This is a genomic window from Blastomonas sp., assembly GCF_046294995.1.
In the GTDB taxonomy this organism is placed as follows: Bacteria; Pseudomonadota; Alphaproteobacteria; order Sphingomonadales; family Sphingomonadaceae; genus Blastomonas.
Genome location: NZ_JBKBOG010000006.1, coordinates 133030 through 157694, shown reverse-complemented (window position 1 = coordinate 157694; position 24665 = coordinate 133030). Strand labels below are relative to the sequence as shown.

Below are 24665 nucleotides of genomic sequence, written 5' to 3'. Positions count from 1 at the left end.
TCACCCGGTTGCGCCGCTGCAAAGTCGCTCCGACGCTTTATTCTCAACGGCGGGCTTTGCTGACCGCGCCCATCAGTCCGATGACGATAAGGCCGCAGCTGATCGCCATCAGCACCGCGACGATCTGATCCTGCCAGGCTTTGTCGAACCCGGCGATCTCGATTCCCCGGCCGACGAGGAAACCCGGCGTCAGCACGAGGCAGATCCACAGCACGCCCGACAGCACGTTCCAGCGGTGGAAGCGGTGCGCATCCATCCGCGCCACGCCGGCGACCAGCGGCAGCATCGACTGGAACGGCCCCAGCACATAGCGCCCGGCGACCAGCGACAGCCCGCCCCAGCGCCGGAAGAACAATCGCGCGCGAGCGACGCCGCGGCGGTGGCGGACGAGCGCAGAATGATGCCAGACCCGGTGGCCGAGCCGGTCGCCGGCGCTCCATGATGCCCAGTATCCTGCGATGGCGCCCGCAATCCCGAACAGCACGACCGAGGCCGCATCGACCCGGCCACTGCCTGCAAGGACGCCGACCATGAACAGGATCGGTGTCGCAGGGATGAAAACCCCGACGACCGCGAGCGATTCGCCAAACGCGATGAGCCCGAAGGCGGGACCGGCGAGCCAGCGGTGCGTGACCATGAAATCGGCGAGCTGATCGAGCAGTCCGTTCATGGCCCGATGAGCCTAGAGCGAGAGCTTCTTGAAGATCGGCTCGGGGATCGCGCGGATGACGGCCATGACCATCCGCCAGCGGCCGAGCGTGTAGATGACGTCGGCCTTCTTGTCCTGCGCCTTGAGAATGGCATCGGCGACCTGCTCGGGCTCGGCGGTCATCACCGGGGAGAGCTTCATGCCCGCGGTCATCTGGGTGCGGACGAAGCCGGGCTTGACCGTCATCACGTGGAGCCCGGTCTTGGCGTGCGCATTGCGCAGGCCAGAGAGGAACGCGGTGAACCCGGCCTTGGCCGATCCGTAGATGAAGTTCGACGCGCGCCCGCGCTCGCCCGCGACCGAGCTGATGCCGATAATGCAGGCACCGGGCACATTCGCCATGCGGCGTGCAGCGGCGAGCAGATAGCGCGCGGGGCCGTTATAGTTGCTGTCCATCACCTTGGCGGCGATCTCGTCATGCGCGGCCGATTCGGCCTGGTCGCCGAGCAGCCCTGCGACCATCACCACGGTGCCCGGCACCACGCCCAGCGAATCGAAGAACGCGTCCGCCGCGCCATCGGTGATGTCGACGCTGACCGCGCGCACCTTGGCCTGGGTGCGCAGGGCAAGGTCGGTCGCATCCGCGCTGATGTCGCCGCGCGCCGCCAGAATGACCTCGCAGCCCTTCGCGGCATAGCCCTTGGCGAGCGCGCGGCCGATGTCCGAACGGGCACCGATGATGAGGACGGGAGAAGCGAGCATTTACAGACCCAATCTTTGTGAAAGCAGCGAGGAGAAGCGCCGGTCGAGGCCATATTGCGCACGAAGGTTACGAAATTCGTCAAGCCTGGGATAGCCGGCGGCAAAACGCTCGGGCGAAACCCGCGCATCCTTGGTGAGATACACACGCCCGCCATGATCGGCGGTGATCGCATCGAGCCGCTCGAGCAGCGCGAAATTGTCAGGGGTCGCGGGGAAATCGAGCGCCAGCGTATAGCCTTCCATCGGGAAGCTCAGCATTCCGAACGAGCCCGGCCCCATGCGCTTCAACACCGCGAGGAATGATCCGGCGCCGGCAGCGGAAATCGCCTCGAGCAGGCGGCGCATGCCCTGTTCGCTTGTCGCGAGCGGAAGGACGGACTGATACTGCAGAAAGCCCTGGCGGCCGTAGATCCGGTTCCACTCGAAGATCGCATCGAGCGGGTAGAAATAGGGGTCGAGATCGACCACCGCGTCGCCCGGGCGCTGCATCGCGTAATAGAGATGGTTGAACATCCGCACGTTGAAGCCGCTCAAGGCAAAGTTCGGAAAGTCGATCGGGATCGTCTTGGGCTTGCGGATCGGTCGCGCGAGCGGCGCGGCGCGGCGCGCGGGGTCGAGCTCGTCGAGCTTCGCATGTTCGCCCAGCAGGATCGCCGAGCGGCCCAGGCTCTTGCCGGTGGCCATGCAATCGATCCACGCCACCGAATAGGTCGAGCCGTGCGATTGCTCGAACACGGCGAGCGCCTGTTCGAGATCGGGCACGCGAATCGTGCGCTGGCGCATGAACGCGCTTTCGACCTTGAGCATGCGGAACGAGGCACGCACGACGATGCCGGTGAGCCCCATGCCGCCGCAGGTCGCGGCGAACAGATCGGAATTCTCGGACGGCGAACAACGCACCACCCGGCCATCGCCAAGATCGAGATCGAACCAGTCGACATGGTCGCAGAACGACCCTGCAACATGGTGGTTCTTGCCGTGGACGTCGCTGGCGATCATCCCGCCGATGGTGACCATGCGGGTGCCCGGGGTCACCGGCGGGAACCAGCCGCGCGGGACGAACGCCGCGACCAGATCGGACAGCAGCACGCCTGCCTCGCATTCCAGCGTCCCTGTCACTTCGTCGAACGCGATCAGCCGGTCGAGCCTGCGCATGTCGATGGTAGCGGCCGGGTTCATGCTGGCATCGCCGTACGACCGGCCATTGCCCCGCGCGATGCTGCTGGGCAATGGTGCCAGCGTGTCGTGCAGCGCCTGCGGCGTGGTCGGCTGCCACACGGTGCACTCGCGCACCGGATAGCGGCCCCACCCGGCGAGAGGCGCCTGATACGGCATCAGATCGCGATCGCGATGATCACGGCGGCGGCCACGCCGGTCAGCCAGCTGACCTTGTCGGTCATCGCAAAGATGATCGGGTCGTCATGCATCTGGTTGCGATTGGCCAGCATCAGCGCACGGCTGATCCAGTAGATCAGCAGCGGGCAGATCAGCCACATCCGCAACGGGTGCGCGTAAAGCGAGAGCATCCGCGGGCTGCTCAGATACAGCATCACCACCATCACCGAGGCATAGCCCGCCGCCGCGCCCAAGGGCAGCAGCATCGCCAGATCGTTGATCGCATAGCCGCGTCCCGGGGGCGAAGATTTGCCCGCGTCGCGCCGCGCCACCAGCTCCGAGCAGCGCTTGACGATCGCGAGGCTGAGGAAGAAGAACAGGCAGAACATCAGCAGCCATTGCGACTTTTCCTCGCCAGTTGCTGCAATCCCGCCCAGCACGCGGATGGTGTAGAGTCCGCCCAGGATGATGACGTCCACCAGCATCTGCCGTTTGAGAAACAGCGAATAACCAAGCGTCAGCACAACATAGCCCAGCAGGATCGCGAGAAACTCGAGCGGCAGCAATGCGGCGATGAAGATCGCTGCCGCCATCAGCCCGATCGCCATGAGTATCCCGCGCGGGATCGATATGTCGGCGGCGGCGAACGGACGCCTGGACTTGCGGTGATGGTCGCGATCGCCCGGCAGGTCGAGCAGGTCGTTGATGATATAGGCGCTCGAGGCCGCCAGGCTGAACGCCCAGAAGGCCATGAACGCGGCGATCAGCACGGCGATGTCGCCGATGCTGTGCCCGGCGATCGCGGGCAGGAACACCAGCGCGTTCTTCGCCCATTGATAGGGGCGCATCGCCTTGAAATAGGGCCGGATCGGGGTCCGGGGCCGGGCGATGACCTCGACCTCCGGGAAGCGCCGCTTGACCGCGCGCTCGAGCCCGTCGGTGTGCGCGATCAGGATCGCGCGCCGCGCGGCATCCCACACCGGCATGTCGACCATGTGATCGCCGATATAGTCGAACTGCTTGTGGCCGAAACGCTCGACCAATGCTGCGGCCTTGTTGGGACCGGCCAGATTGGTGATGCCGTCCGATCCCATCACGCCATCGACACCGTCAATCCGCGCGGCGATCTGCTCGACCCAGCGGTGATCGGATGCCGACGCCAGCCAGACAGGGCGGCCTTGTGCCTTGGCAGCCGCAATCGCAGCCACCGTCTCGGCACGCAGCGGCATGCTGGCGATATGCGGATCGACGGTATCGACAAGGTTCTTCTTGAGCGATGCCTTCCCGCCCGCCAGCCAGGTCACCAGCTTCCAGCTGTTCCATGGCTGGGTGGCGACAAGCTGCAGCGCCGCTTCGAACAGCAGGTCGCTGCGGATCAGCGTGCCATCGACATCGACGACCAGCGGGGTGGTGTCGGCCGCGCCGCCCGGTTGGATGTTGTGGTCGATCACGGCTTCTTCTTCTCGCCAAAGGAATAATGCTTGTGCGCGTAATAGCTCAGCACGATCGGGCTGACCACGCCGACCAGATGCGCGATCTCCTCGGCATGCCAGTCCCAGCCGATGAACGGCAGCACCAGCCGCAGCATGCCTGCGCTGACGCCGAGCACGACGAGGAAGCTGAACGCGTTGACCACGGCAAAGCGGCCATATTCGGCCAGCCAGCTGTCGCCGCTGGCGTTGAACACGAACATCCGTGCGAGCAGGAATGCGGTGGTCATGCCGATCAGATAGGCGACCGATACCGCCGCCTCATACGGCATCACATGGCTGAGCAGCCAGCGCGAGCCCAGGTTGACCACCGCTGCGATGCCGCCGGTGACGATGAAGCTGGCAAAGCGCTTGCCTTCACCGGTGCCGTCACCCAGGCCGCCGTCAGGGGTCGCCGGTTCGGCAACCTTGTCCGACAGGCTGGTCATGCCGGGATGCTCTCCACCATTTCCTTGGCGAGCCGCGCGCTCTCGGAAATGCCGCGGTCCTCGGGATAATAGAAGCAGGTATCGGCGACCTGGAGCCCGGCGATCGGGGTCTGCACCGGCGGGATCTTGGCGGCAAAACCCGGCTCGCAGATCGGCTGGGCATGACGCAGCCGGCCGACCTTGGTCGCGACGATGTCGTCGCGGGTGATCGCAGGGTTGATCCGCTGGATGTACGAAAACGCCTCGTCGAGCAGCTTCTGGTCGTCCCACGCGAACTTGGGGTGGGTGACGGGCATGTAATACGGCACGTACACCACGGTCTCGCCGCCGGGCACGGGGCGAAGGTTGGAAAACTCGATGATGCCGGGAATCTCGATATCGGGCTCGATGATGTTGAGCCAGAAATTGGGTGTGACCGATTTCTTGAGGCGGAACAGCAGGCAGCACACGCCGATGTTCTCGATCGCGTCGTACTTGGCCTTCCAGTCGGCGGGCATGTCGGGGATCATGTCGGACACCAAAGGTGTCGGCACCGTGGAGATGACGTAATCAGCCGGGTGGAAGCCATCAGCGGCCTCGACGCCGGTGACCTTGCCGTCCTCGGTGACGACCTTGCTCGCCGGATTACCGAGGATGACCTTGCCGCCCAATGCCTCGATGCGTTCGACCAGCCGGTCGACGAGGGTCTGGCTGCCGCCCTCGATATAGCCCAATTGCTCCTGGAAGATCGACTTGCGCGAGCGACCCGTGCGCTTCACCCGCGTCCAGATCCATGCGGCCGAGACATTGTCGGCGTACTGGAAGAACTTGAGATCGAACAGCGGCTTCCACATCTTGTCGTAGACGCTCTTGCCCGACCAGCGCGTAATCCATTCGCGTGCGCTCTGCGTCTCGATCGCATCCCAGCGATCGCGCTTGGTCGAGATGAAGGCGAGCAGCCCATAGCGGAACTTCTCGATCAGGTTGAGCTGCGGATAGGTCAGCAGCGACACCGGATCGCCGAACTTGTGCAGCTTGCCGCCCGAAAAATAGCCCATCGAGGTATCGCGCCAGCGCATCGCATCGCCCAGCCCGATCTCGGCCATCAGGTCGAAGGTCGGCTGGTCGGTCTTGCAGACGAAGTGATAGAAGCGCTCGATCGACATTCCGGCGAAATCGAAATGCGCCGCCATCCCGCCTGCATCGGGCGAGGCCTCGATCACCTCGACCTGATGGCCCGCCTTTGCGGCATGATAGCCCGCGGCCAGCCCCATGGCTCCGGCACCGATGACGACGACACGTGACATTCAATTCTCCCGGCCTGCCGCATCGCAAGCCCCAACATGATCCAGTTACCCAGGTCCGGCGAATAGCCTATCAGAACTGCAGCGCAATCTTCGAGTAGACAGGGTGGCCGAAGGTCTCTTTCAAGGCTTCGTCCAGCGGTGTGGCGCGCACACCGAAGATTCCCGGCCAGTCGATGATCTCGAACACGTCCGGGGTCGACAGCGCCTTGAGCTGCTTTTCGGTGAACGGCGGGTTCTTGCTGAACAATGCGTAGGTGCGCAGCAGCATCGCGAACAGGCCATAAGGGATTTTTACGATCACAGCGTCGGCGCCCGTCGCGCGCTTCATCGCGCGGATGAGATCGATATAGTCGATCCGCTCCTGCCCGGTGATGTTGTACGCGCCGGTCATCTTCTTCTCGATCGCCGAGACGATGACATCGCAGAAATCGCCGACATACAGCGGCTGGCGCAGATATTTGCCGTCGCCGGGGATCGGGAACACCGGAACCTTCTCCATGAAGCGGGCGAGCCAGCCGACATGCTTGCGGTCGAACCAGCCGAACATCAGCGTCGGGCGCAGCACGATCTGGGTGAGGCCGGTTTCGGCAACCAGCTTTTCCTGCGCCTTCTTGGTTTCGGTGTAATCGTCCACGGCAAGCGAATTGACCACTGACGACGAGATGTTCACGACATAGGGAACGGCGTGCTGCACCGCTGCTGCCATCACGCGCTCGCTGGCCAGGATGTTGTTGTCGACGAACTCCTGCGGCACCAGCCCGCCGATCTGCGCATGGCCGTGAACCAGCGCGTCGCAATCGGCCAGCGCATGCTGCCAGCCATCCTCGCGCGCCAGATCGGCGACGATGACCTCGATATCGGGATGCTGTTCGCGCAGGATGGCCGAGTTGGCGGCGGCCTTGTCGATGGAGACGATCCGGGTATAGCCGCGCTGCTTGAGCTTGGCGACAAGGTTCTGGCCGACCAGCCCTGCCCCACCGGTGATTACGATCTTCTTGGCCACCATGCCCATACTCCCGGCGCTGTCGCGGCTTCGAGCCGCGGCGGACTATTAGGGGTGGATTCGTTGCAGTGCAACAACGAAGCGGAAGGGGTCGATGGGAGAGGTAAATATCGTTTCATCCTGCTCCCTTACGTTGTAGCGGGGCCTTTCCACGAACCCGCTATGAGTCGGTTGCTTCTGGCCATACTTAGGTTCAACCAGAGAAACGAAGCAATGCTTGCCCCACAGGAACGTTTATGCTGAGTCTGTTTGAACGTACGCCAGTTCGCTTCAGCTTGATGGTTTTTCTGGGGGCCCTGCTCGCTCTTTTCCTTTTGATGAACCGCGACATCAATATCTATGACGAAGGTATTGTGCTGACGGGAGGCCTAAGAACTCTTGCGGGAGATATTCCGCATCGAGACTATTATTCGACGTATGGTCCGGGACAGAATTACATCCTGGCATTTATCATGAAGTTTTTTGGTCATGATATTTTGTATGCGCGAGTATATAGTATTTTGACCATGGCAGCAGCCGTGGTAGTCGTTTACGGCTTGTCTGCCAAACGCGTTAGCTGGATCTTCGCTCTGATACCGCCGGTATTTTGCCTTGCATTTTTCGTCGGCTCTCAGTTCCATCTTTATCCGGTATTTCCTGTAATTCTGCTATCGATGACAGGCTCGCTGTTTTTGCTTAATGGAAATCCCGGCTACAACATCACCGGAGTTGCGATTGCTGGCGCACTGGCAGGTGTAGCCGCGCTGTTCCGCTATGACAGCGGATTTTTTATCCTCGCCGCTCAATGTCTTGCGCTGATCATCATTGCACAGGGCCAGACCCTTTCTGAACGGATGACGAAAGCTTCGATCCAGGTCACCGTCTATGGGATAGCCTCGGCGGCGACATTCTTTCCGTTTGCATTGAGCTACTTAAGCGTCGCAGACTTCAATGATTTCTACGGTGATATCATCGAATTTCCGATCAACTATTATGCAGAAATGCGCGGCCTTCCGTTTCCGGGGCCCAAACGGCTGATCAGCCATCCCGAGGAATTGGCCGTCTATTTTCCTGTTTTGGTGATGGCAGTCGCAGGATGGGACATGCTCGCAACCAAACTCTGGAGAAGAACCAGCAAGAGCGATTCACTGCAATTTCCACTCATGGTCATAATGATGACGATGACGGTGATCCTGTATTACAAGGGGGTCGTACGCGTTGGTACGTCGCACATGCTGATGTCGATCGTTCCTGCGACGGTGCTATGTGGACTGCTGGCGGATCGCCTTGCGGCAAGGGCCAACCTCAAGACCGCCTGGACGATGATCGCTGTGCTGGGGCTGGCGCCGGGATTGGTGGTGGCCAGGGAATTGCTGATAGACGTAATCAAGCCGGACCGTACCGTATTGGGTTGGGCGATGGGCCTGCAACCTGCAGAGCAGGATGATTGCACGCCGCTGCAATCGGCGTCGGCAATTCGTCTCGGGTCTGATTATCTGCGGGTGTCCAACTATATCAGGCAGCACAGCCTGGCCGAAGAGCGGATTTTTGCGGCGCTTGGCCGCCACGACAAAATATTCGTCAACCCGGTTTACCTGTACTTCTCGACAGACCGCCTTCCCGGTACCCACTGGCATCATTTTGACCCTGGGCTGCAGACCCGCGCCGACATTCAAACACAGATCGTTGCAGATCTGCAGCGGAACAAGGTCAATTGGGTGGTGCGCGATTTCAGCTTCGATGACATAAAAGAACCGAACAAGAGCAGCCGTTCGAGCGGGGTGAAGATTCTGGATGAATATCTGGCTTCCCGCTACCGCCCCGTCGCAAGCTCCGGCGAAACCCAGATTTGGCTGGCCAAAACCCAGAAGGCACCGCAAGAGACACTGGGCCTGTGTTCGGCGAACTGATCGCACGACCCTGGCGCGGCATGATTGACCTTGCGTTCGCTACAGTATGGTCATCGGGCACAGACTTCATTAGACGCTGGATGCTCCGTCGCCACGCCTGGAGCGCCTGCGGCCATAAGGACCAACGATACCGCAGCGCCAATCTGGGGGACCGGAACGCAATACAGCCCGTTAGTCACCGCCCGAGGCTAACCTTCGCAGGCCATCCAGATTTGCAACCCACGCAGCAGGAAGCATGATGACCCAATTCTCCGAAAGCCCTGGACCTTCGCGCGGCAGGGGCGTGGTATCGCTCGCCCGCACTGCCTGGTTCGGACTGGGTGCACTGACCGGGCTGCTGCTGGTTGTGATGATCGCGCGCACTTTTATCGGCGTGCCGCATTGGGATAGTTGGGGCCTTGTCACCTACCAGGAAATCTTCGGCGGGTTCTTCGATTCGCTGAACGGGCATGTGAGCATGGTGCCCCGCCTGATCTATGCTGCCGACATCTGGCTGGCATCGGGATCATCGGCGCTGAGCATGACGATCACGGTGCTGTTGCTCGTGGCCGATGCCGCGCTGATCGTCTGGGTCTGCCGCAAGTCCGGACTGTCGTGGGTTTATCAGGGCTTTGCGATCATCGTGCTTTTGTGGGCCTATCCGGTGGCCAATTTCATGAGCGCGTTCAACGTCCAGATCGTGGGCGTGTTCGTTTTGGCGACCTTTGCCTTTGCGGCGATGGCGTTCGGCAAAGGCAGCCGGGGCCTGTGGCTGTCGATCGCGATCGCGGCCACCGCTGGCGTCACGATGGCCAACGGTATTCTGGCAGGATTCCTGCTGGCGCCGCTGGCCTGGGCGCTGGGGCGCCCCGCAAAAGACATCGTCACCGCCGCCATCGCCGGGGTCGCGATCGTCGGCGTGTATCTGCTGCTCGCCACCGGCAGCGAGGACGTGCTGTGCACCGATGTCTACGACACCCAGAAGGCGCAGAGCTATCTGTCGCTGCAGAGCATCGGCTCGATGCTGGGTTATCTGGGCGTCTATCTTGGCGCGCCGGTTGCGCGGATCGTGTTCCGCACCGCCAGCTTCACCGAGACGACGCTGATGGTCACCGGAGTGCTCGGCTATATCGGGCTGCTGACCGCCGCATTCCTGTCGCTGCGGGCGCTGTTCGATCCCGAGCAGCGCTGGCGGCCGATTGTCGGCTTCCTGATGGCGCTGCTGGCGTTTCTGGTGGGGACGGCAGCGGTGACCGCCTATGGCCGCGGTGTCGAGTGCCCGGTCTACTCGGCCGCCACCAGCCGCTACGGCACGTCTGCCGACATGTTCTGGATGACCACCGTGCTGCTGGTGGGCGCCCTTCCGCTGGCCGATCGTGCCTGGGCGCGGACCGTGCCAGCGATTGGCACGCTCCTGTTCGGGTTGGTCATCGCCGCGAGTCAGCCCTTCATCGTCAAAGCGATGATCGTCAGCCCCGGCCTGTCACCGATCGCCACTGGCAAATCGGATGAGCAGTTTCTGGGCGGAGGCCATCAGGCCGACCGGGTCGGTGCGCGCACCGCCATGCTTTCGAGCACCTTGGACGTCGCCGCGCTGCGGGTGATCATGCTCGAGCCCGATGCCAGTTCGCTTGCAGCGTTTGATGAGTTGCGCCAGCGCGGGCTGGCACCGTTCCAGCATCGCTGGGCCTCGCTGCTCGGCAAGCCGGTTCCGGCGAATTTCGATGCGCGGACTACATCCTGCGCGGGGACGGCAGCGACCCCGGTCAGACTGCCCGACGGGGGCTGGAGAATCTCCGGCACCTTGCGGAGCCCGACTGAGAATATGGACCATATCGTTGCGGTAAACGCGACGGGCGTTGTCGCAGGCTATGCGATGCGCAGCCCGGGGCGGTCGTTTGGCGAAGCGATGCTGAACAACAACCCCGGCTGGCAGGGCCATATCAATGCTCGCCTGGGGTCGGGCACGGTGAGCCTTTATACGCTTGATCCCGATAGAAAAACGGCCTGTCGATTTGCGAAGGTTGATTTGGGCGGGGTGTGATTAGGGCCGGGCCGCGCTTTTGGGCGCAGCAGGATTGAAGACAAATGTCTTGCGCAAATCTTTTCCACCTAGCAAAGCCATGGGGCTTGGCGTCCGGCGCGAGCCGGTTAACGGGTGGCAAAGTCTGGTTGAGAGAGTTTATCACACAGTGGCAATCGAGCTTCAACACCGGCGCGGCCTGTTTGCAACGCTGCGGCCTGCTCCCGCCAGCGCCGCGCAGCCCATGGTACGCGGTCCGATAGCTGGACCGCCCGGCCTGACGAATGCCCACCTGCGTCGGAACCGCGTTTAATGACATACAGTTTTCGCAAGCAAGCGCCGAAAACCAAGATCGGTGCCGATGGTCGTCGCTATCGTTCGAAATCCCAGTCACGCGCCAGAGTTCCCCAGCGCGGCATCCGCAGAAGCCGCCAGTTCTGGATTCTGCTGGCGTTTCTGGTGTTCGTCTTCCTGGTCGGCGGAAGCTCGCGCAAGGAAATCCCGACCTTGCTGTTCCTGCGGCCGGTTTCGGTGCTGCTGGCCTTTTATGCGATCGCCACCTCCACCGCAGAACAATGGCGGACCTATCGTGCGCCGTTGGTGATGATCGGCGCGATAGTCACCTTGGTGATCGCGCATCTGATACCGCTGCCGCCTGCGCTGTGGCATTCGCTGGCCGGTCGCGACATCATCCTGGATGTCGAAAGGCTGGCAGGACAGCCCGACATATGGCTGCCGCTGTCGATGGTGCCAATCGGCGCATGGAACGCGTTCTTCGCGCTTTTTGCGCCCATCGCCGTGTTCTTTCTGGCGATCCAGCTTGATGATCGCGACACGTTCTGGCTGCTCGTCGCAGTGGCCGGGCTGGCCTTGCTCAGCGGGCTTGTCGGGGTGATGCAGGCCGCCGGGATCGATATCCAGCTTTACGCCATCATGTCGGATACGCCGCCGGGCCTGCTTGCCAACCGCAACCATCAGGCCGCACTGCTGGCCCTGCTGTTCCCGATGCTGGCGTACATCGCTGCCACGGGTGAACGCTTTGGCCTGGACGGCGGTTTTCTGCGCATTCTGGCCGCCGCCCTGGCACTGGCAGTGATCCCGCTCGTCTTCGTGACCGGATCGCGCATGGGCCTGGTGGTCTGCGGCGTGGCCATCCTTGGCATCGCGACCATGCGCGCCGATCTGCTGCCAGCCCATTGGCTGAAAGGCGGATCGCGGCGCTGGCTGGTTCTGGCAGGGGGGGCAGCGGCCGCGATTGCAGGCATCGTCACCATCGGGTTCACGATGTCATCGCGCAATGTCGCGGTCGATCGCTTGTCGATGGTGAACGAGGATTTGCGCTATTCGGTCTGGGAAAACGTGCTGGCATTCCTGCCCGGCTATCTTCCCTGGGGTTCGGGCGTCGGGAGCTATGCCGAGGTCTACCAGATCCACGAGCCCAATGCGTTGCTCAGCGCCAGCTATTCCAACCATGCCCATAACGACTGGCTCGAGGTGGTGATGACTGCCGGACTGCCCGGAGGTGTGCTGTTGATTGCAGCGGTAGTCATGTTCGCAGTTGCGGTATGGCGGTGTCGCGCTATCAACGGAAAACCAAACAGGTTAAACCGCCTCGGACTGATAATGGTGCTGGTTTTGGCCATTGCGAGCGGCGTCGATTATCCGCTAAGGACGCCTATAATGGCGGCGGTTTTTGCATTGGCAACAGTATGGTGTTGTCGGCCGAATCATGCATTTCGCGAAGTTAAGGGCAAGGAAGCCAATGTTTAAACGTGCGCGTATGGTTTTCATCCCGGCACTTGCTGCTTTCGTCTGCGCGGCGTGCGCGACCAGTGGCCCGGTCCAGGTCGGCGGGGCACCCAACCTGACGATGGTGCAGGCCGATTCGCTGCCGGCCCCGACATCGGCAGACTATGCCGCGTCGGCCCGGCCGTTCATCGTCGGACCTTATGATGTGCTGAGCATCGAGGTGTTCGGCAACGAGGATCTGCGGCAGAACGAGATCCAGGTCGATGCCGGTGGCCGGATCACCTTTCCGCTGATCGGAACGGTCGAGGTGGCGGGCAAGACCCCCGGCGAAATCGCCGGCACCATGGAATCCATGCTCAAGGGCCGGTTCCTGCGCAACCCGCAGGTCACCGTCAACCTCAAGGAAACCTCGAGCCAGGTCGTCGCCATCAGTGGCGAGATCAAGCGGCCCGGGATCTATCCGATCGTCGGCGAAATGACGCTGCTGAAGGCGATTGCGCGCGCCGAGGGTTGGACGGAATTCTCCAAGAAGCGCGAGGTACTGGTGTTCCGCAAGGTCGGAGGCCAGCAGTACGCCGCCCTTTATGACGCCAAGGCGATCGAACTCGGCCAGTACGCGGATCCGGAACTTTACCCCAACGACACGGTCGTGGTGGGCGATTCGCAGGCCCGGCGCAACCTGAAGGATATCTTCACGGTGGTGCCCCCGATTGTCGGCCCGCTGATTTTCCTGCTCGGCAACAACTGACGCAAGCGCTGGATACAACATGCAAAACACAGAACATTTGAGCGCGGCAGACATGGATCGGGGCTATCCGACCCCGGGCGTAGGCGCTGGATCCACCGTGCCGCCGATGCTGCTGCAATATTGGTACACCGTCATGCGCTGGCGGTGGCTGATGCTGGGCATCATTCTGGGATGCATCATCCTGAGCGTGATGGTGACATTGTTCATGTCGCCGCAGTACACCGCGCAGGTCCAGATTCAGATCGACCGTCAGCAAAAGCAGATCACCATGGTGGAGGGCATCGAGGCCCAGACCACGCCGCAGGACCAGGAGTTCTATGCGACGCAGTACACGCTGCTCAAGGCCCGGCCGTTGGCCGAGCGCGTCGCTGCAGCGCTGGCGCTGTACGACAACGAGACTTTCCTTGCGGCCCATGGCATCGATGGCGATGTGCTGACCGAAAAGGCACCCGGCCTGTCGGCACAGCAGATCAAGGACAAAAACCGTCAGATGATCGTCCGGCTGCTGCTGGATAACGTCGATGTCTCGCCGATCCGCAACTCCAAGCTGGTCAACGTCACCTATACCAGCCGCGACCCGGCCCTGTCCGCGCGGATCGCCAATGAATGGGCTGCCGCGTTCATCGCCACCAGCATGGACCGGCAATATGCATCCACCGCAGATGCCCGCAAGTTCCTCGAAGGACGGCTCGTCACGCTGCGTCAGCGGCTCGACGAATCAGAAAAGCTCGCCGTCAATTATGCCTCGCGCAACGGCATCATCACGTTGGGCGAAACGCGGGACAGCGAAGGCCGCACCGTTTCCAACCAGACGCTGGCGGGGACGCAGCTGGCCGAAATGGCCTCTGCCCTGAACGACGCCACCGCTGCGCGGATCGCTGCGGAAGCGCGCAGCGCCTCTGCGGGCGAATCGACGACCGAATCGGTGACCAGCGTCACGCTGTCCAGCCTGCGTGCGCAGCGCGCCACGATTGCGGCGGAATACGCCAAGCGGCGCGTGCAGCTGGAAGACGGACATCCTACCGTCCAGGAACTCAAGCAGCAGCTGTCATCCGCCGAAAACGCCATCGCTCTGGAAACGCAGCGGATTTCGCGGGCGCGCCAGTCCGAATATCGCGAAGCCGCCCGGCGTGAATCCGAACTGCGCGCCCGGGTGGAGCTGCTCAAACGGGGTCTCGATACCGAGAACCAGGCGAACATCCAGTATGCCGCCTTCCTGCGCGATGCTGACACCAATCGGCAAATCTACGATGCGCTGCTGCAGCGCTACAAGGAAATCGGTGTCGCGGGCCAGGTCGGTGTGAACAACATCAGCGTGGTCGAACCCGCGAATGTTCCCGACACCCCATCCTCGCCCAACCTTCTGCTCAACCTGCTGATCGCGAGCTTCCTGGGCGTTGCCCTGGCTGGTGCGACCGCGTTCGGTCTCGAGCAGATCGATGAAGGCATCCGCGATCCGACCCAGGTCGATGCACTGCTCGGCTTGCCGTTGCTGGGCATCACACCGCAGGTGGAAAGGAACGCCACCGAAGAAATGACCGACGTGAAGTCCGCGCTTTACGACGCCTATTTCTCCATCCACTCCAACCTGTCGTTCTCCACCAGCCACGGCTTCCCCAAATCGCTGGCAGTGACCAGCACGCGTCCGAGCGAGGGCAAGAGCTCGACCTCGATGGCGCTGGCGGTCGTACTCGGCCGTACCGGCAAGAACGTGCTGCTGATCGATGGCGATCTTCGCTCGCCTTCGATCCACGGCATGCTGGGCATGGCCAACGACAAGGGGTTGAGCAACTATCTGGCGGGTGAGGACGACTGGCAGAGCTTCATTCAGCCGACCGAGCTCAAGAACGTCTCGATCATCTCGACCGGACGCTCGCCCCCGAGCGCGGCCGAGCTGCTCAGCGGCGACCGTCTGGCCACCCTGATCGCGCAGGCCTTGACGCATTACGACAATATCGTGATCGATGCGCCGCCGGTGCTGGGCATGACCGATGCGCCGTTGATCGCCAAGGCGGTCGAAAGCGTGGTCTATGTGGTCGAATCGGTCGGCCCCGCCGTCCGCGGCATCCGCAGCTCGATCCAGCGTCTGGTCATGGCCAATGCGCGCCTGTCCGGCGTGGTGCTGACCAAGGTCGGCGAAGGTTCGATGAACTATGGTTATGGCTATGGTTATGGCTACGGCTATGGCTATGGCTCCGACCGCAAGGACCTTGAGCAGTAAGGAGGGCGGGCCTGTGATCATGGCTGCCACGCCCGCTGCGCGTGCCGCACGCTGGCCTTTGGGGTTTGCAGCGGTGGTGCTGGCCTATTGGGCGTTCGATTACTCGCTGGCGAGCAATATGCGGCGCGCCAATCCGGAAGCCGCCTACCGTGCCCGCCCGACCGATCCGGGGGCTGTCGCAGCAGCGATGAACGACCGTATGGTCGCGCGCAGCACGTTCGAGGCCGATGCCGATGATGCCGCCAACGCCCGGGCCGGCCTGGGCGAGGATCCGCTCAACCGCGTGCTGCTGAGGACGCTAGGCGTGCGCGCCGAGATCACCGGCAGGCAGCAGGACGCCTATCGAGCCATGCAGATGGCAAGCCGCGTTTCCCGCCGCGACAGCATCACCGAACTGTGGCTGGCAGAATACCACCGCCGCAACAACGAACCCGTCAAGGCCCTGGTGCACTACGACGCCGCCATGCTGGTGCGTCCCGATCTGCAAAAGGCACTGTTCCCGCAGATGGTGCCGGCACTGGCGCAAGAGGATTTCCGCGCGGCCGTACGCCCGTATATCGTGCGCAAGGCCAGCTGGACCTATTCCTTTGTTGGGACGGCCGCGTCGTCCAACGGCGATTTGGAAAACACGTATCGGATGATCAACCCGATCACCCGTTCAATGGCAACGGCGGAGTTTCACCCCGCCACCGCGCGTGTCATCCACTGGCTGGCAGAGAAGGGCGATAGCCCGAAGGCACTGGCGCTCGCGAAGGATACAATACCGGATTTCAATGCTCAGCAGTTCAGCGAAACAGGCTGGAACGATGCGACAACGGACCGCCGCATGGGACAACTGGCTTGGTCGTTTAAAGACGATGCGAATTTCAGTGTCTCGATTGAACCCGGCAATCGGCTCGCCATTTCGGCGTCACCGCTTGCCACGGGAGAGGTGGCCACCAGAGACTTCATCGTGAACCCGGGATCGACGTATCGGTTCAGCCATGCGGTTTCGGACGGACCGTCGACTGGCGGAGAACAACTGAAGTGGACCGCCAGTTGCATAACAGGCCGCGCAGCATCTGCCGTGGCACTGGAAAACCAATCAGCCAGGCCTTCGGCTAGCTTCAGCGCAGAGATCAGTGTGTCCCAGAACTGCCATCTACTGCGCCTTACAGCGGTAGTTTTAGGTTCAGATTCAGGGTCTCAGTCCGAGCTGATTCTACATTCCATAAAGCTTTCGACTTAGTTCGGAATATCCAAATTCGGCTTATGAACAAACATACCCCGACTTGTAGTGGGCAAAAGATTGAGGCGGGGGCAAGTCAGCTATGAATATATTGTCAGGCATCTCTCTTGCAGAAGCCGCCGCGACTAAAGCAAATCATCTAAATCTAATTCGTGCCATTGCAGCCACTGCGGTCTTATTATCCCATGCCTGGCCAATTTCATTGGGATACAATTCGGTTGAACCGTTCCAACCGTTAATAGGCTATACTCTCGGTGAGATTGCTGTACTTGTTTTTTTTGCAATATCTGGGTTTTTGATATCAGCGAGCTACGATCGATCTAGATCGCCAAGACGATACGTCATCGCCCGCACGGCAAGACTGATTCCAGGCCTATTTGTATCGGTCGTATTTGTAGCGTTCCTGATTGGACCGTTCGTCACCAGCCTCGGGATTTCTCGGTATCTGACCCATCAGGGCGTATACGAATTCATAATTCGTAACGTAACCTTAATTTGGCCTCAGTTTCAACTCCCGGGGGTATTTGAGGACAACCCCATTCCAAATATCGAAGGGTCGATCTGGACTCTGGCTTATGAAGTGGCTTGTTATGTTGGAGTCTTAGGACTTGGTCTTTTAGGTTTTTTCGACAGACATTTAGTAATAAAAATAGCGTTATCATCGCTAATAGTATGCATAGTATGGTTCCAGATATTAGACATACCTGTGCATGCTAGACTACATGCACTAATAAACTTCTCATTGCCTTTTGTTATCGGAATGGCGTTTTATGTTTGGCGTAAAAATATATTGCTGTCGCCACTTGCAGCAGTGATAATCACAACTGTAGCAATAAGCCTACGGAATCTACCGATTTATCACGCGTTAATGTCTTTCGCGCTCACATATTCTATCTTTACCGTGGCCTATATGCGTTCAACAGTAGCTGAAAAGTACAATCTTTTGGGCGACTATTCCTACGGAATATATATTTACGCGTTTCCGATACAAGGACTGATGGTCCATCTTTTCGGCCCGCTGACGCCGATCGAAAACGTCGCCTTAGCACTTCCCATTACAATTGTGCTCGCTATTGCGTCATGGCACTGGGTAGAGAAGCCGGCTCTCGCCTTGTCCAAACGATTTTAGATTTGCATTGGGTTTGCGAATGCTTGCCGTCGCAAGTGTACGTGTCACATGGGATCACAGGCTGGCTAACCTGGCTCACAGATAACAATCCCAACGGCCGCGATATGCGTATGAGCCTTGCCTGTAACTCAAGCACTGAGCTAACGTTCTAGCGCCGAAGCCGGTAGAAATTCCCACTGGATGGATGAACACCGCTCGGCGTACCCGCCCGCCTTTGTGACGCACGACCAATGGCAGTTTTGTCGAGAGCAAGTGCGATGAACATGGTGGCAAACAGTACGCCGGAGGAGCCGCCATTAAACATTGGCGCCTGCAGGCTGTAGAGACTCAATATTACAGCAGTTAGCATGACAGATGTTGCGATATCTGAAGAATAGCCCTTCGCAACTATCCTAGCATAACTGGTACAACCCAAATAGCAAATGAGTATGTACAATAGCAATCCCGGCAATCCGTAAACGAAGAAGATACCTATCATTCCGATATCTCCTGGAAAAAAGTACGTAATTCCCGAAATAGGCTTATAATTTTCAATGCCGAATGATATTCCAGCGCCGGTAATCAGAAAGTCCCCAATCTTCTGAGAGGCTATATCAATTGAGTTTGTACGGACGGACGCTGATTGGTCACCGAAATACAAAAACGGATTCAATTCCGGGTTTATAATTATCATCATCGATAGAACTATACCCGTCATGAATGCTAAAAAACCTAGCTTTCCTAATGCTTTCGGGTTTTTCCAGACCAAGTACGCTAAGAGCACAGGTATAATCACTACCACAATTGTCCGTGAACCAGTTAAAAACCACCCAACCAAAAACATTATCGCCCACGCGAGGTAGATCATTCGGAAGTCTGAGCGCACCCTCAAAACGGAATATGCGGTGCCATAGACCATAAGCAATGCTGCAGCATGCAAGCGGTCACCTCGCCCAGCATCGTCGGCACTTGCAATCGCGCGGGAAACTCCGCCAGTGCCGACTAAACCAAGGCGCAGCGCCAAACTGGCTGCAACATAGAAAACGACATAAATACAGCAGAGATAAAAGAACCATCGCATCAATCTGCCATAAGTTCGATCTTGAAGGGTAAGGGCAAAAAGGCCGGTAAAGCCAATGCCGACATACTCGCCACCAGAGTTGAACGTGAATGGTACGCCTGAGTTCATTGAGAAAACATACAGCGATGTAAATATTGATAGCAAGCCTGCCACAGATACGAATGCAGGCAGTAGAAGGCCACGCCAAAGACAGATAGCAGCACCCGTCACCGCCAGGGCCGCCGCGACCACAATCGCCCCAAGCCTGACACTTTCACCTGCTGGCCCCATCAAGTCAGCAATAAACGCATAAAAGACGAGGGAAGTCGTTATAGCCGCAAAGGCCAGATAGGCGTTCCCCATTCCGCCGATGGCGAACAAGGAATTCGGCCTGCCAGGAGCCGCCTGGGGTGTATAGCCGCGATAGGGCTGGGTCGTTCCGTACAATGCGTGTTTCCTGAAATTCTAGGCAATGACGCGCGCGGCTTACCATGTGAGCGGCGCACAACGCAAACGTGTCTCGCGCAGGCCTGTCGAAAATGGTTCTGCCCCCATTCGGAGCTTGTCGGATAACCAGCTTTGCGCCTATGCGCCAGCATAACGCCGGACGAAACCGAGCGCTGGCGGGTTGGTAGGGATACCACGTTTGCAATGCAGGGCAGGCACGCGGAGCCTCGACTACCTCATCAATATTCAGGGCCATCTGCAATGAGCGTCTCGCGAAATTCCGCATACAATCTTGTCGGTGCCGCGTTGCCGATCGTGCTCGCGCTGGCGACGGTGCCGGTCTATCTCAATCTCGTGGGGCCGGACCGCTATGGCGTGCTGGCGATCGCGTGGCTGTTGCTGGGCTATTTCGGGCTGTTCGATCTGGGGCTGGGCCGGGCAACGTCGCAGCGGATTGCCGCGCTCAGGGATGCGCCCGCATCGGAGCGCGCGGCAACGTTCTGGACGGCGCTGAGCGTCAATGTGGTGATGGGCGCTGTCGGCGCGCTGCTGTTCTGGCCTGTGTCCTATTACCTGTTCGGCAACTTCTTTCGCGTCGATGAGGCGCTGCGCCCCGAAGTGATTGCGGCAGCCCCGCTGCTGGCGCTGGCGGTGCCGATCGCGACGACGACCGGCGTGCTCACCGGCGCCTTGCAGGGGCGCGAGCGTTTTCTCGAGGTCAATGTGATCTCGGTTCTGTCCACGACCCTGTTCCAGCTGCTACCGCTGGCCGTCGCGTGGCTTTATGGACCGTATCTGCCCGTCGTGCTGCTCTCCGCGCTGGGCGCACGCGTGCTGGCGCTGGGGGTGTTGTGGCTTCGCTGCCAGACCGATCTGGTGCGCGGCCAGCCGGTGCGGCCCGACCGCAAGCTGATCAGGCCGCTGCTCAGCTATGGTGGCTGGGTCATGCTCACCTCGATGATCGGGCCGCTGCTCGTCGTGTCCGACCGGTTCCTGATCGGCGCGATTCTGGGCGCGGTGGTCGTCGGGCATTATGCGGTGGTGTTCCAGCTCGCCGAGCGGATTACCGTTGTGCCACAAGCGCTCACCAACGCGATGTTTCCGCGACTTGCCACCATGACCGGAGAGGACGCGACCCGAATGACCTCTGCTGCCGTGGCAGCGGTGCTTTGCATCATGACGCCCATCATGATGGTGGGCATCTTTATCCTCGACCCTTTCCTGTCACTCTGGGTAGGCGCCGATATCGCTCAGGAAGTCGGCTTTGTCGGCAAGATCCTGCTGATCGGATACTGGGTAAATTCTCTGGCGCTGGTGCCGTATGCGCGTCTGCAAGCGACCGGCCATCCAGACCGTGTGACCAAGGTGCTGATGGCCGAACTGCCAGTTTATCTGCCGGTGCTGTATTATGCAGTCACCACCTTCGGCCTGATCGGCGCAGCCACCACCTTCAGCCTGCGCCTCGCCGTGGATCATGTGCTTCTCTCGCTCGTGGCAGGGCGAATCGCTGCGCCCTGGGCAACGCTTGGCTGCGCAGCCCTGCTGCTGTGCGGCCTGGCAATCTCCGAGCTCGCGACAATTTCGCTGGCCGCCAACCTCGCGATAGGCGCAGTGATGGCGCTGGTCGCCGCAGGCGTTGGCTTGATGATTGCGCCAGACCAGCTCCGCCAGATGATTTCGAGGGTCTTTGCGTGGGCCAGGCAGTCCATCGCCAGCGCCCGATGACGATGCGGCCTGCACTGACGGCCGGGCGCTGATCGTCAGACCGCGCCCGGCGACCTGACGATGTCAGCCAGAAAAAGCCATATAGGACTTTGTCATCCCCATGGATTTTTCCCGAACGATGTTCGATTTCGGGAAGAGCTGACGCATTTCCTTTTCATTGAGCAGCACGACTTCGTCGAACATGCTGCGCGCATAGCCTGGTCCGTTGAACAGGGACAAAGGGGTCAAGGTGCTCATCATCCGGCCTATGGACCGGGGCACCCAGTGAACAATCGGAGACACGAAATGCGGCTCGATCGGGAATGATTGGGCAGGCGTTTGCACTACAAACCGCTTGGCTACGCGATCGATCTCTGCAGCAAGGCCAGCTCGTTCACTCGGCGGCACATGCTCCATCACCGAATTGCAAATGACGAGGTCGAATTCCTTGTCGCCAAACGGAATTTTCTTGCCATCATAAAGCACGATGGCTTCGTGGTCGCTGATGCTGGCGTTGCTTCCCACCGATTGGTGATCCGCAGCAATATTGAGTATGACGAGCTGCTTGGGTTTCAGTATGTGGCCAACCTCTTGCCAGAAATGGATCGACCCACCCAGATCAAGGACTTTGAAGTTTTCGATATCTTCAAAATGTGACTTTATAAGCAGCGCACGAGACGTCCGGAATTTTTGCAAGATCGGCTTTAGGAGTTTGTACCATTTCGACATCGGCCATTTATCTCCATGGAAAGTTGAATTTATCAAACTTTTAAAGCTGACATCGGGCTTGACCATAGTCTGACAGGTCGTTTTTCGTCAAGACTTACTGCATTCGCGATGTCTTTCAGAGTGGTCCTACCCCAGAATGATGGCAGCTTTGCGAACCTCGGCACCGTGGCGGACTTGCAAGGCCCTGCCATCGTTGTATAGCACCGTCGATAAAGCAGGGAGCAGACTGCGGGCGCGACGGCACCGCGCGATCAAAGGGACTTGGCCGAGAGGCGAGGATATCGGACATCGGCACGCACGGCACAACGGGGCATCGACCCGGGGCTTCATGCTTGCCTGCAATGCGAGAGCAAACATTGCGACAAGGAGACGGAAGTGTGGGCACGCTGAGCAACAGAAAAGGCATCATTCTGGCCGGAGGCGCAGGCACCCGCCTGCATCCGCTGACCCGGGCCGCCTCCAAGCAGCTGATGCCGGTCTATGACAAGCCGATGATCTATTACCCGCTCTCCACGCTGATGCTGGCGGGTATCCGCGAGATCATGATCATCACCACCCCGCACGACCAGGCGTCGTTCAAGGCGCTGCTCGGCGATGGCAGTGACTGGGGCATCGAACTGACCTACGCGATCCAGCCCGATCCCGGCGGCTTGGCGCAGGCCTATCACATCGGCGCGGATTTCGTCGGCAGCGATCCGTCGGTGCTCGTGCTCGGCGACAACATCTTCTACGGACATGGGCTGGTCGAACTGCTCACCGCTGCCGATGCGCGCACCGATGGCGCGACCGTGTTCGGCTATCACGTCAGCGATGCCAAGGCCTATGGCGTGGTCTCGTTCGATGCCAACGGCAAGGCCGAGACGATCGAGGAAAAGCCCGCGCAGCCCAAGTCGAACTACGCGGTCACGGGCCTGTATTTCTACGATGGCCGCGCGGTCGAGCTGGCCCGCGACCTCAAGCCCTCGCCCCGCGGCGAGCTCGAGATCACCGATCTCAACCGGATATATCTCGAACAGGGCGATCTTTCGGTCGAGATCATGGGCCGCGGCTATGCCTGGCTCGATACCGGAACGCACGGATCGCTGCTCGATGCGGCGCTGTATGTCCGCGTCACCGAAGAACGTCAGGGCCTGAAGATCTGCTGCCCCGAGGAAATCGCCTGGCGCAACGGATTTATCGACGATGCCCAGCTCGAGAAGATCGCGACGCCATTGCGCAAGAGCGGCTATGGCGACTATCTGCTGCAGCTGCTGGCCAACAAGGGGCAGGTCTGGTGATCATCAATCCCGTCGATATCCCCGGGCCGCTGGTCATCGAACCCAAGGTGTTCGGCGACGAACGCGGGTTCTTCATGGAAAGCTGGAACGCGGCGCAGTTCAAGGACGCCGGGCTCGATCTCAGCTTCGTTCAGGACAACCACAGCCGATCGGCCAAGGGCGTGCTGCGCGGCGTCCACTTCCAGAACCCCAACCCCCAGGGCAAATTGGTGCGCGTCGTCTCGGGCGCCGTCTGGGACGTGGCGGTCGATCTGCGCAAATCCTCGCCTTATTACGGCAAGTGGTTCGGCATCGAGCTGTCTGCTGCCAACAAGCTTATGTTCTGGGTGCCACCAGGCTTTGGCCACGGCTTCCTGACGCTCGAAGACGGGACCGACTTCCTTTACAAGTGCACGTCGGCCTATGATCCTTCGGCCGAACAGTCGCTGTTGTGGAACGACCCTGCCGTCGGCATCGACTGGCCAACGGGCGATATCGAACCGCAGCTGTCGCAAAAGGACCGCAACGGCACCCCGTTCGACCAGATAAGGGCCTATTCATGAAAGTGCTGATCGTCGGCGGCAAAGGCCAGTTGGGCCGGGGGCTTGCCGCAACCGCGCCGGCCGATGCCGACATCGTCAGCCACGACATCGATACGCTCGATATCGCCGATGCCGGCGCGCTGCGTGCCTGCGTTGCAGATGTCCGTCCCGACCTGCTGCTCAACGCTGCAGCCTATACCGCGGTCGACAAGGCCGAGAGCGAGGAAGACGTCGCGCTTGCGGTCAACGGCACGGCGGTTGGCGCGCTGGCCGCAGCCGCGCGCGAATTCGGGGCGCGGCTGGTGCATGTCTCGACCGATTTCGTGTTCGACGGCACGTCAGGCATTCCTTACGCGCCCGGTGCACGGCCCAATCCGGTCAGCGCTTATGGCCGCACCAAGCTGGCGGGCGAACGGGCAGCAGGCGATGACGCGCTGATCGTGCGCACAGCATGGGTCTATGCCCCGACGGGCGGCAATTTCGTCCGCACGATGCTGCGGCTGATGGGCGAGCGGCCAGAGGTGCGGGTGGTCGCCGACCAGATCGGCACGCCGACCTACGCGCCGGGCCTTGCCAGGGCGCTTTGGACGCTGGCGGCCAATGGCGTCACCGGCATCCACCATTACACCGACAGCGGTGCTGCCAGCTGGTACGATTTTGCCGTCGCGATCCAGGAAGAGGCGCTGGCCATAGGACTGCTCGACAAGCCGGTTCCGGTGATCCCGATCGCCACGGCCGATTTCCCGACCCCGGCGCGGCGTCCGCACTATTCGGTGCTCGACAAGAGCTCGACCTTCGCTGCCCTGGGCGCCCCAGCCCCGCACTGGCGCAGCAACCTGCGCGTGATGCTGCGCGAAATCGCCACCAACGGCTGACCCGGTGGCAGCCACGTACAATTTGTAAACGGGGTGTTGAGCACGTTCTGGGGACATGCTAGCGACACAACCATGTTGCAATGCAGCAAAGTTGATGGTCTTCCGCCCAGCGCAGGTGTCTTCTACTCGGCCTAGAGTGACTAAGGATAACAAC

20 protein-coding genes are annotated in these 24665 nt (G+C 60.5%); 11 read left to right on the top strand and 9 right to left on the bottom strand.

Annotated elements, in window-relative coordinates; translation table 11 throughout:
• Positions 1 to 43 precede the first annotated feature (43 nt).
• The 7 genes from ACK4R0_RS09640 to ACK4R0_RS09610 all read right to left on the bottom strand — a co-directional run bounded on the left by ACK4R0_RS09640 (position 44) and on the right by ACK4R0_RS09610 (position 6956).
• The gene (locus tag ACK4R0_RS09640; RefSeq protein ID WP_409673638.1) at positions 44 to 670 is read right to left on the bottom strand and encodes a DedA family protein; all 627 of its coding nucleotides are present in this window, start codon (positions 668 to 670) and stop codon (positions 44 to 46) included.
• A 12-nt stretch (positions 671 to 682) separates the two neighbouring features.
• Complete coding sequence (locus tag ACK4R0_RS09635; protein ID WP_409673636.1) at positions 683 to 1411, bottom strand: SDR family oxidoreductase; 729 nt, start codon at positions 1409 to 1411, stop codon at positions 683 to 685.
• A complete protein-coding gene (locus tag ACK4R0_RS09630) occupies positions 1412 to 2746 on the bottom strand; it encodes an FAD-binding protein (protein ID WP_409673634.1) in 1335 nt (444 codons plus the stop codon).
• Positions 2746 to 4197 (bottom strand): UbiA family prenyltransferase, encoded by a 1452-nt coding sequence (locus ACK4R0_RS09625; RefSeq protein WP_409673632.1) that lies wholly within the window; start codon positions 4195 to 4197, stop codon positions 2746 to 2748. Before ACK4R0_RS09625 ends, ACK4R0_RS09630 begins: the two co-directional genes overlap by 1 nt.
• Entirely contained in the window at positions 4194 to 4664 is a 471-nt protein-coding gene (locus tag ACK4R0_RS09620; protein WP_409673630.1) for a GtrA family protein, read from the bottom strand. Before ACK4R0_RS09620 ends, ACK4R0_RS09625 begins: the two co-directional genes overlap by 4 nt.
• The gene (locus ACK4R0_RS09615) at positions 4661 to 5950 is read right to left on the bottom strand and encodes an NAD(P)/FAD-dependent oxidoreductase (RefSeq protein WP_409673628.1); all 1290 of its coding nucleotides are present in this window, start codon (positions 5948 to 5950) and stop codon (positions 4661 to 4663) included. The genes ACK4R0_RS09620 and ACK4R0_RS09615 overlap by 4 nt, the downstream gene beginning before the upstream one ends.
• A gap of 70 nt (positions 5951 to 6020) precedes the next feature.
• Positions 6021 to 6956 (bottom strand): NAD-dependent epimerase/dehydratase family protein, encoded by a 936-nt coding sequence (locus ACK4R0_RS09610; RefSeq protein WP_409673626.1) that lies wholly within the window; start codon positions 6954 to 6956, stop codon positions 6021 to 6023.
• Between the two features lie 233 nt (positions 6957 to 7189).
• Here ACK4R0_RS09610 and ACK4R0_RS09605 point away from each other — a divergent pair, with 233 nt between their 5' ends.
• The 7 genes from ACK4R0_RS09605 (at position 7190) to ACK4R0_RS09575 (ending at position 17919) form a co-directional block, all read left to right on the top strand.
• Positions 7190 to 8842, top strand: a complete 1653-nt coding sequence (locus tag ACK4R0_RS09605) for a glycosyltransferase family 39 protein (protein ID WP_409673624.1) — start codon at positions 7190 to 7192, stop codon at positions 8840 to 8842.
• 235 nt (positions 8843 to 9077) lie between these two features.
• Positions 9078 to 10865 (top strand): hypothetical protein, encoded by a 1788-nt coding sequence (locus tag ACK4R0_RS09600; protein ID WP_409673622.1) that lies wholly within the window; start codon positions 9078 to 9080, stop codon positions 10863 to 10865.
• A 291-nt stretch (positions 10866 to 11156) separates the two neighbouring features.
• Positions 11157 to 12614, top strand: a complete 1458-nt coding sequence (locus tag ACK4R0_RS09595) for an O-antigen ligase family protein (protein ID WP_409673620.1) — start codon at positions 11157 to 11159, stop codon at positions 12612 to 12614.
• A 10-nt stretch (positions 12615 to 12624) separates the two neighbouring features.
• Positions 12625 to 13341, top strand: coding sequence for a polysaccharide biosynthesis/export family protein (locus ACK4R0_RS09590; RefSeq protein WP_409673618.1), 717 nt, complete (start codon positions 12625 to 12627; stop codon positions 13339 to 13341).
• Positions 13342 to 13360: 19 nt separating this feature from the next.
• Positions 13361 to 15562 (top strand): GumC family protein, encoded by a 2202-nt coding sequence (locus tag ACK4R0_RS09585; RefSeq protein WP_409673616.1) that lies wholly within the window; start codon positions 13361 to 13363, stop codon positions 15560 to 15562.
• 13 nt (positions 15563 to 15575) lie between these two features.
• Entirely contained in the window at positions 15576 to 16790 is a 1215-nt protein-coding gene (locus ACK4R0_RS09580; RefSeq protein WP_409673614.1) for a tetratricopeptide repeat protein, read from the top strand.
• An 82-nt stretch (positions 16791 to 16872) separates the two neighbouring features.
• Positions 16873 to 17919, top strand: coding sequence for an acyltransferase family protein (locus ACK4R0_RS09575; RefSeq protein WP_409673612.1), 1047 nt, complete (start codon positions 16873 to 16875; stop codon positions 17917 to 17919).
• A 148-nt stretch (positions 17920 to 18067) separates the two neighbouring features.
• On the opposite strand, the gene ACK4R0_RS09570 is transcribed toward ACK4R0_RS09575, so the two are convergent.
• Positions 18068 to 19405: an O-antigen ligase family protein gene (locus ACK4R0_RS09570; RefSeq protein WP_409673610.1), complete on the bottom strand. Its 1338-nt coding sequence runs from the start codon at positions 19403 to 19405 to the stop codon at positions 18068 to 18070.
• A 261-nt stretch (positions 19406 to 19666) separates the two neighbouring features.
• Between ACK4R0_RS09570 and ACK4R0_RS09565 the strand changes: the two genes are divergently transcribed.
• Positions 19667 to 21130 carry a flippase gene (locus ACK4R0_RS09565; RefSeq protein ID WP_409673608.1) on the top strand — a complete coding sequence of 488 codons (1464 nt, stop codon included), beginning with the start codon at positions 19667 to 19669 and terminating at the stop codon, positions 21128 to 21130.
• 63 nt (positions 21131 to 21193) lie between these two features.
• Here ACK4R0_RS09565 and ACK4R0_RS09560 read toward each other — a convergent pair whose 3' ends face one another.
• On the bottom strand, positions 21194 to 21904 hold the full coding sequence (locus ACK4R0_RS09560; RefSeq protein WP_409673606.1) for a class I SAM-dependent methyltransferase: 711 nt from the start codon (positions 21902 to 21904) through the stop codon (positions 21194 to 21196).
• A gap of 311 nt (positions 21905 to 22215) precedes the next feature.
• Here ACK4R0_RS09560 and rfbA point away from each other — a divergent pair, with 311 nt between their 5' ends.
• The 3 genes from rfbA to rfbD are packed head-to-tail and all read left to right on the top strand — an operon-like array spanning position 22216 to position 24511.
• On the top strand, positions 22216 to 23115 hold the full coding sequence (gene rfbA / locus ACK4R0_RS09555) for a glucose-1-phosphate thymidylyltransferase RfbA (RefSeq protein ID WP_409673604.1): 900 nt from the start codon (positions 22216 to 22218) through the stop codon (positions 23113 to 23115).
• Positions 23115 to 23657 carry a dTDP-4-dehydrorhamnose 3,5-epimerase gene (gene rfbC / locus ACK4R0_RS09550; RefSeq protein WP_409673661.1) on the top strand — a complete coding sequence of 181 codons (543 nt, stop codon included), beginning with the start codon at positions 23115 to 23117 and terminating at the stop codon, positions 23655 to 23657. Before rfbA ends, rfbC begins: the two co-directional genes overlap by 1 nt.
• Positions 23654 to 24511, top strand: coding sequence for a dTDP-4-dehydrorhamnose reductase (rfbD, locus tag ACK4R0_RS09545; RefSeq protein WP_409673602.1), 858 nt, complete (start codon positions 23654 to 23656; stop codon positions 24509 to 24511). Before rfbC ends, rfbD begins: the two co-directional genes overlap by 4 nt.
• Positions 24512 to 24665: the final 154 nt, after the last annotated feature.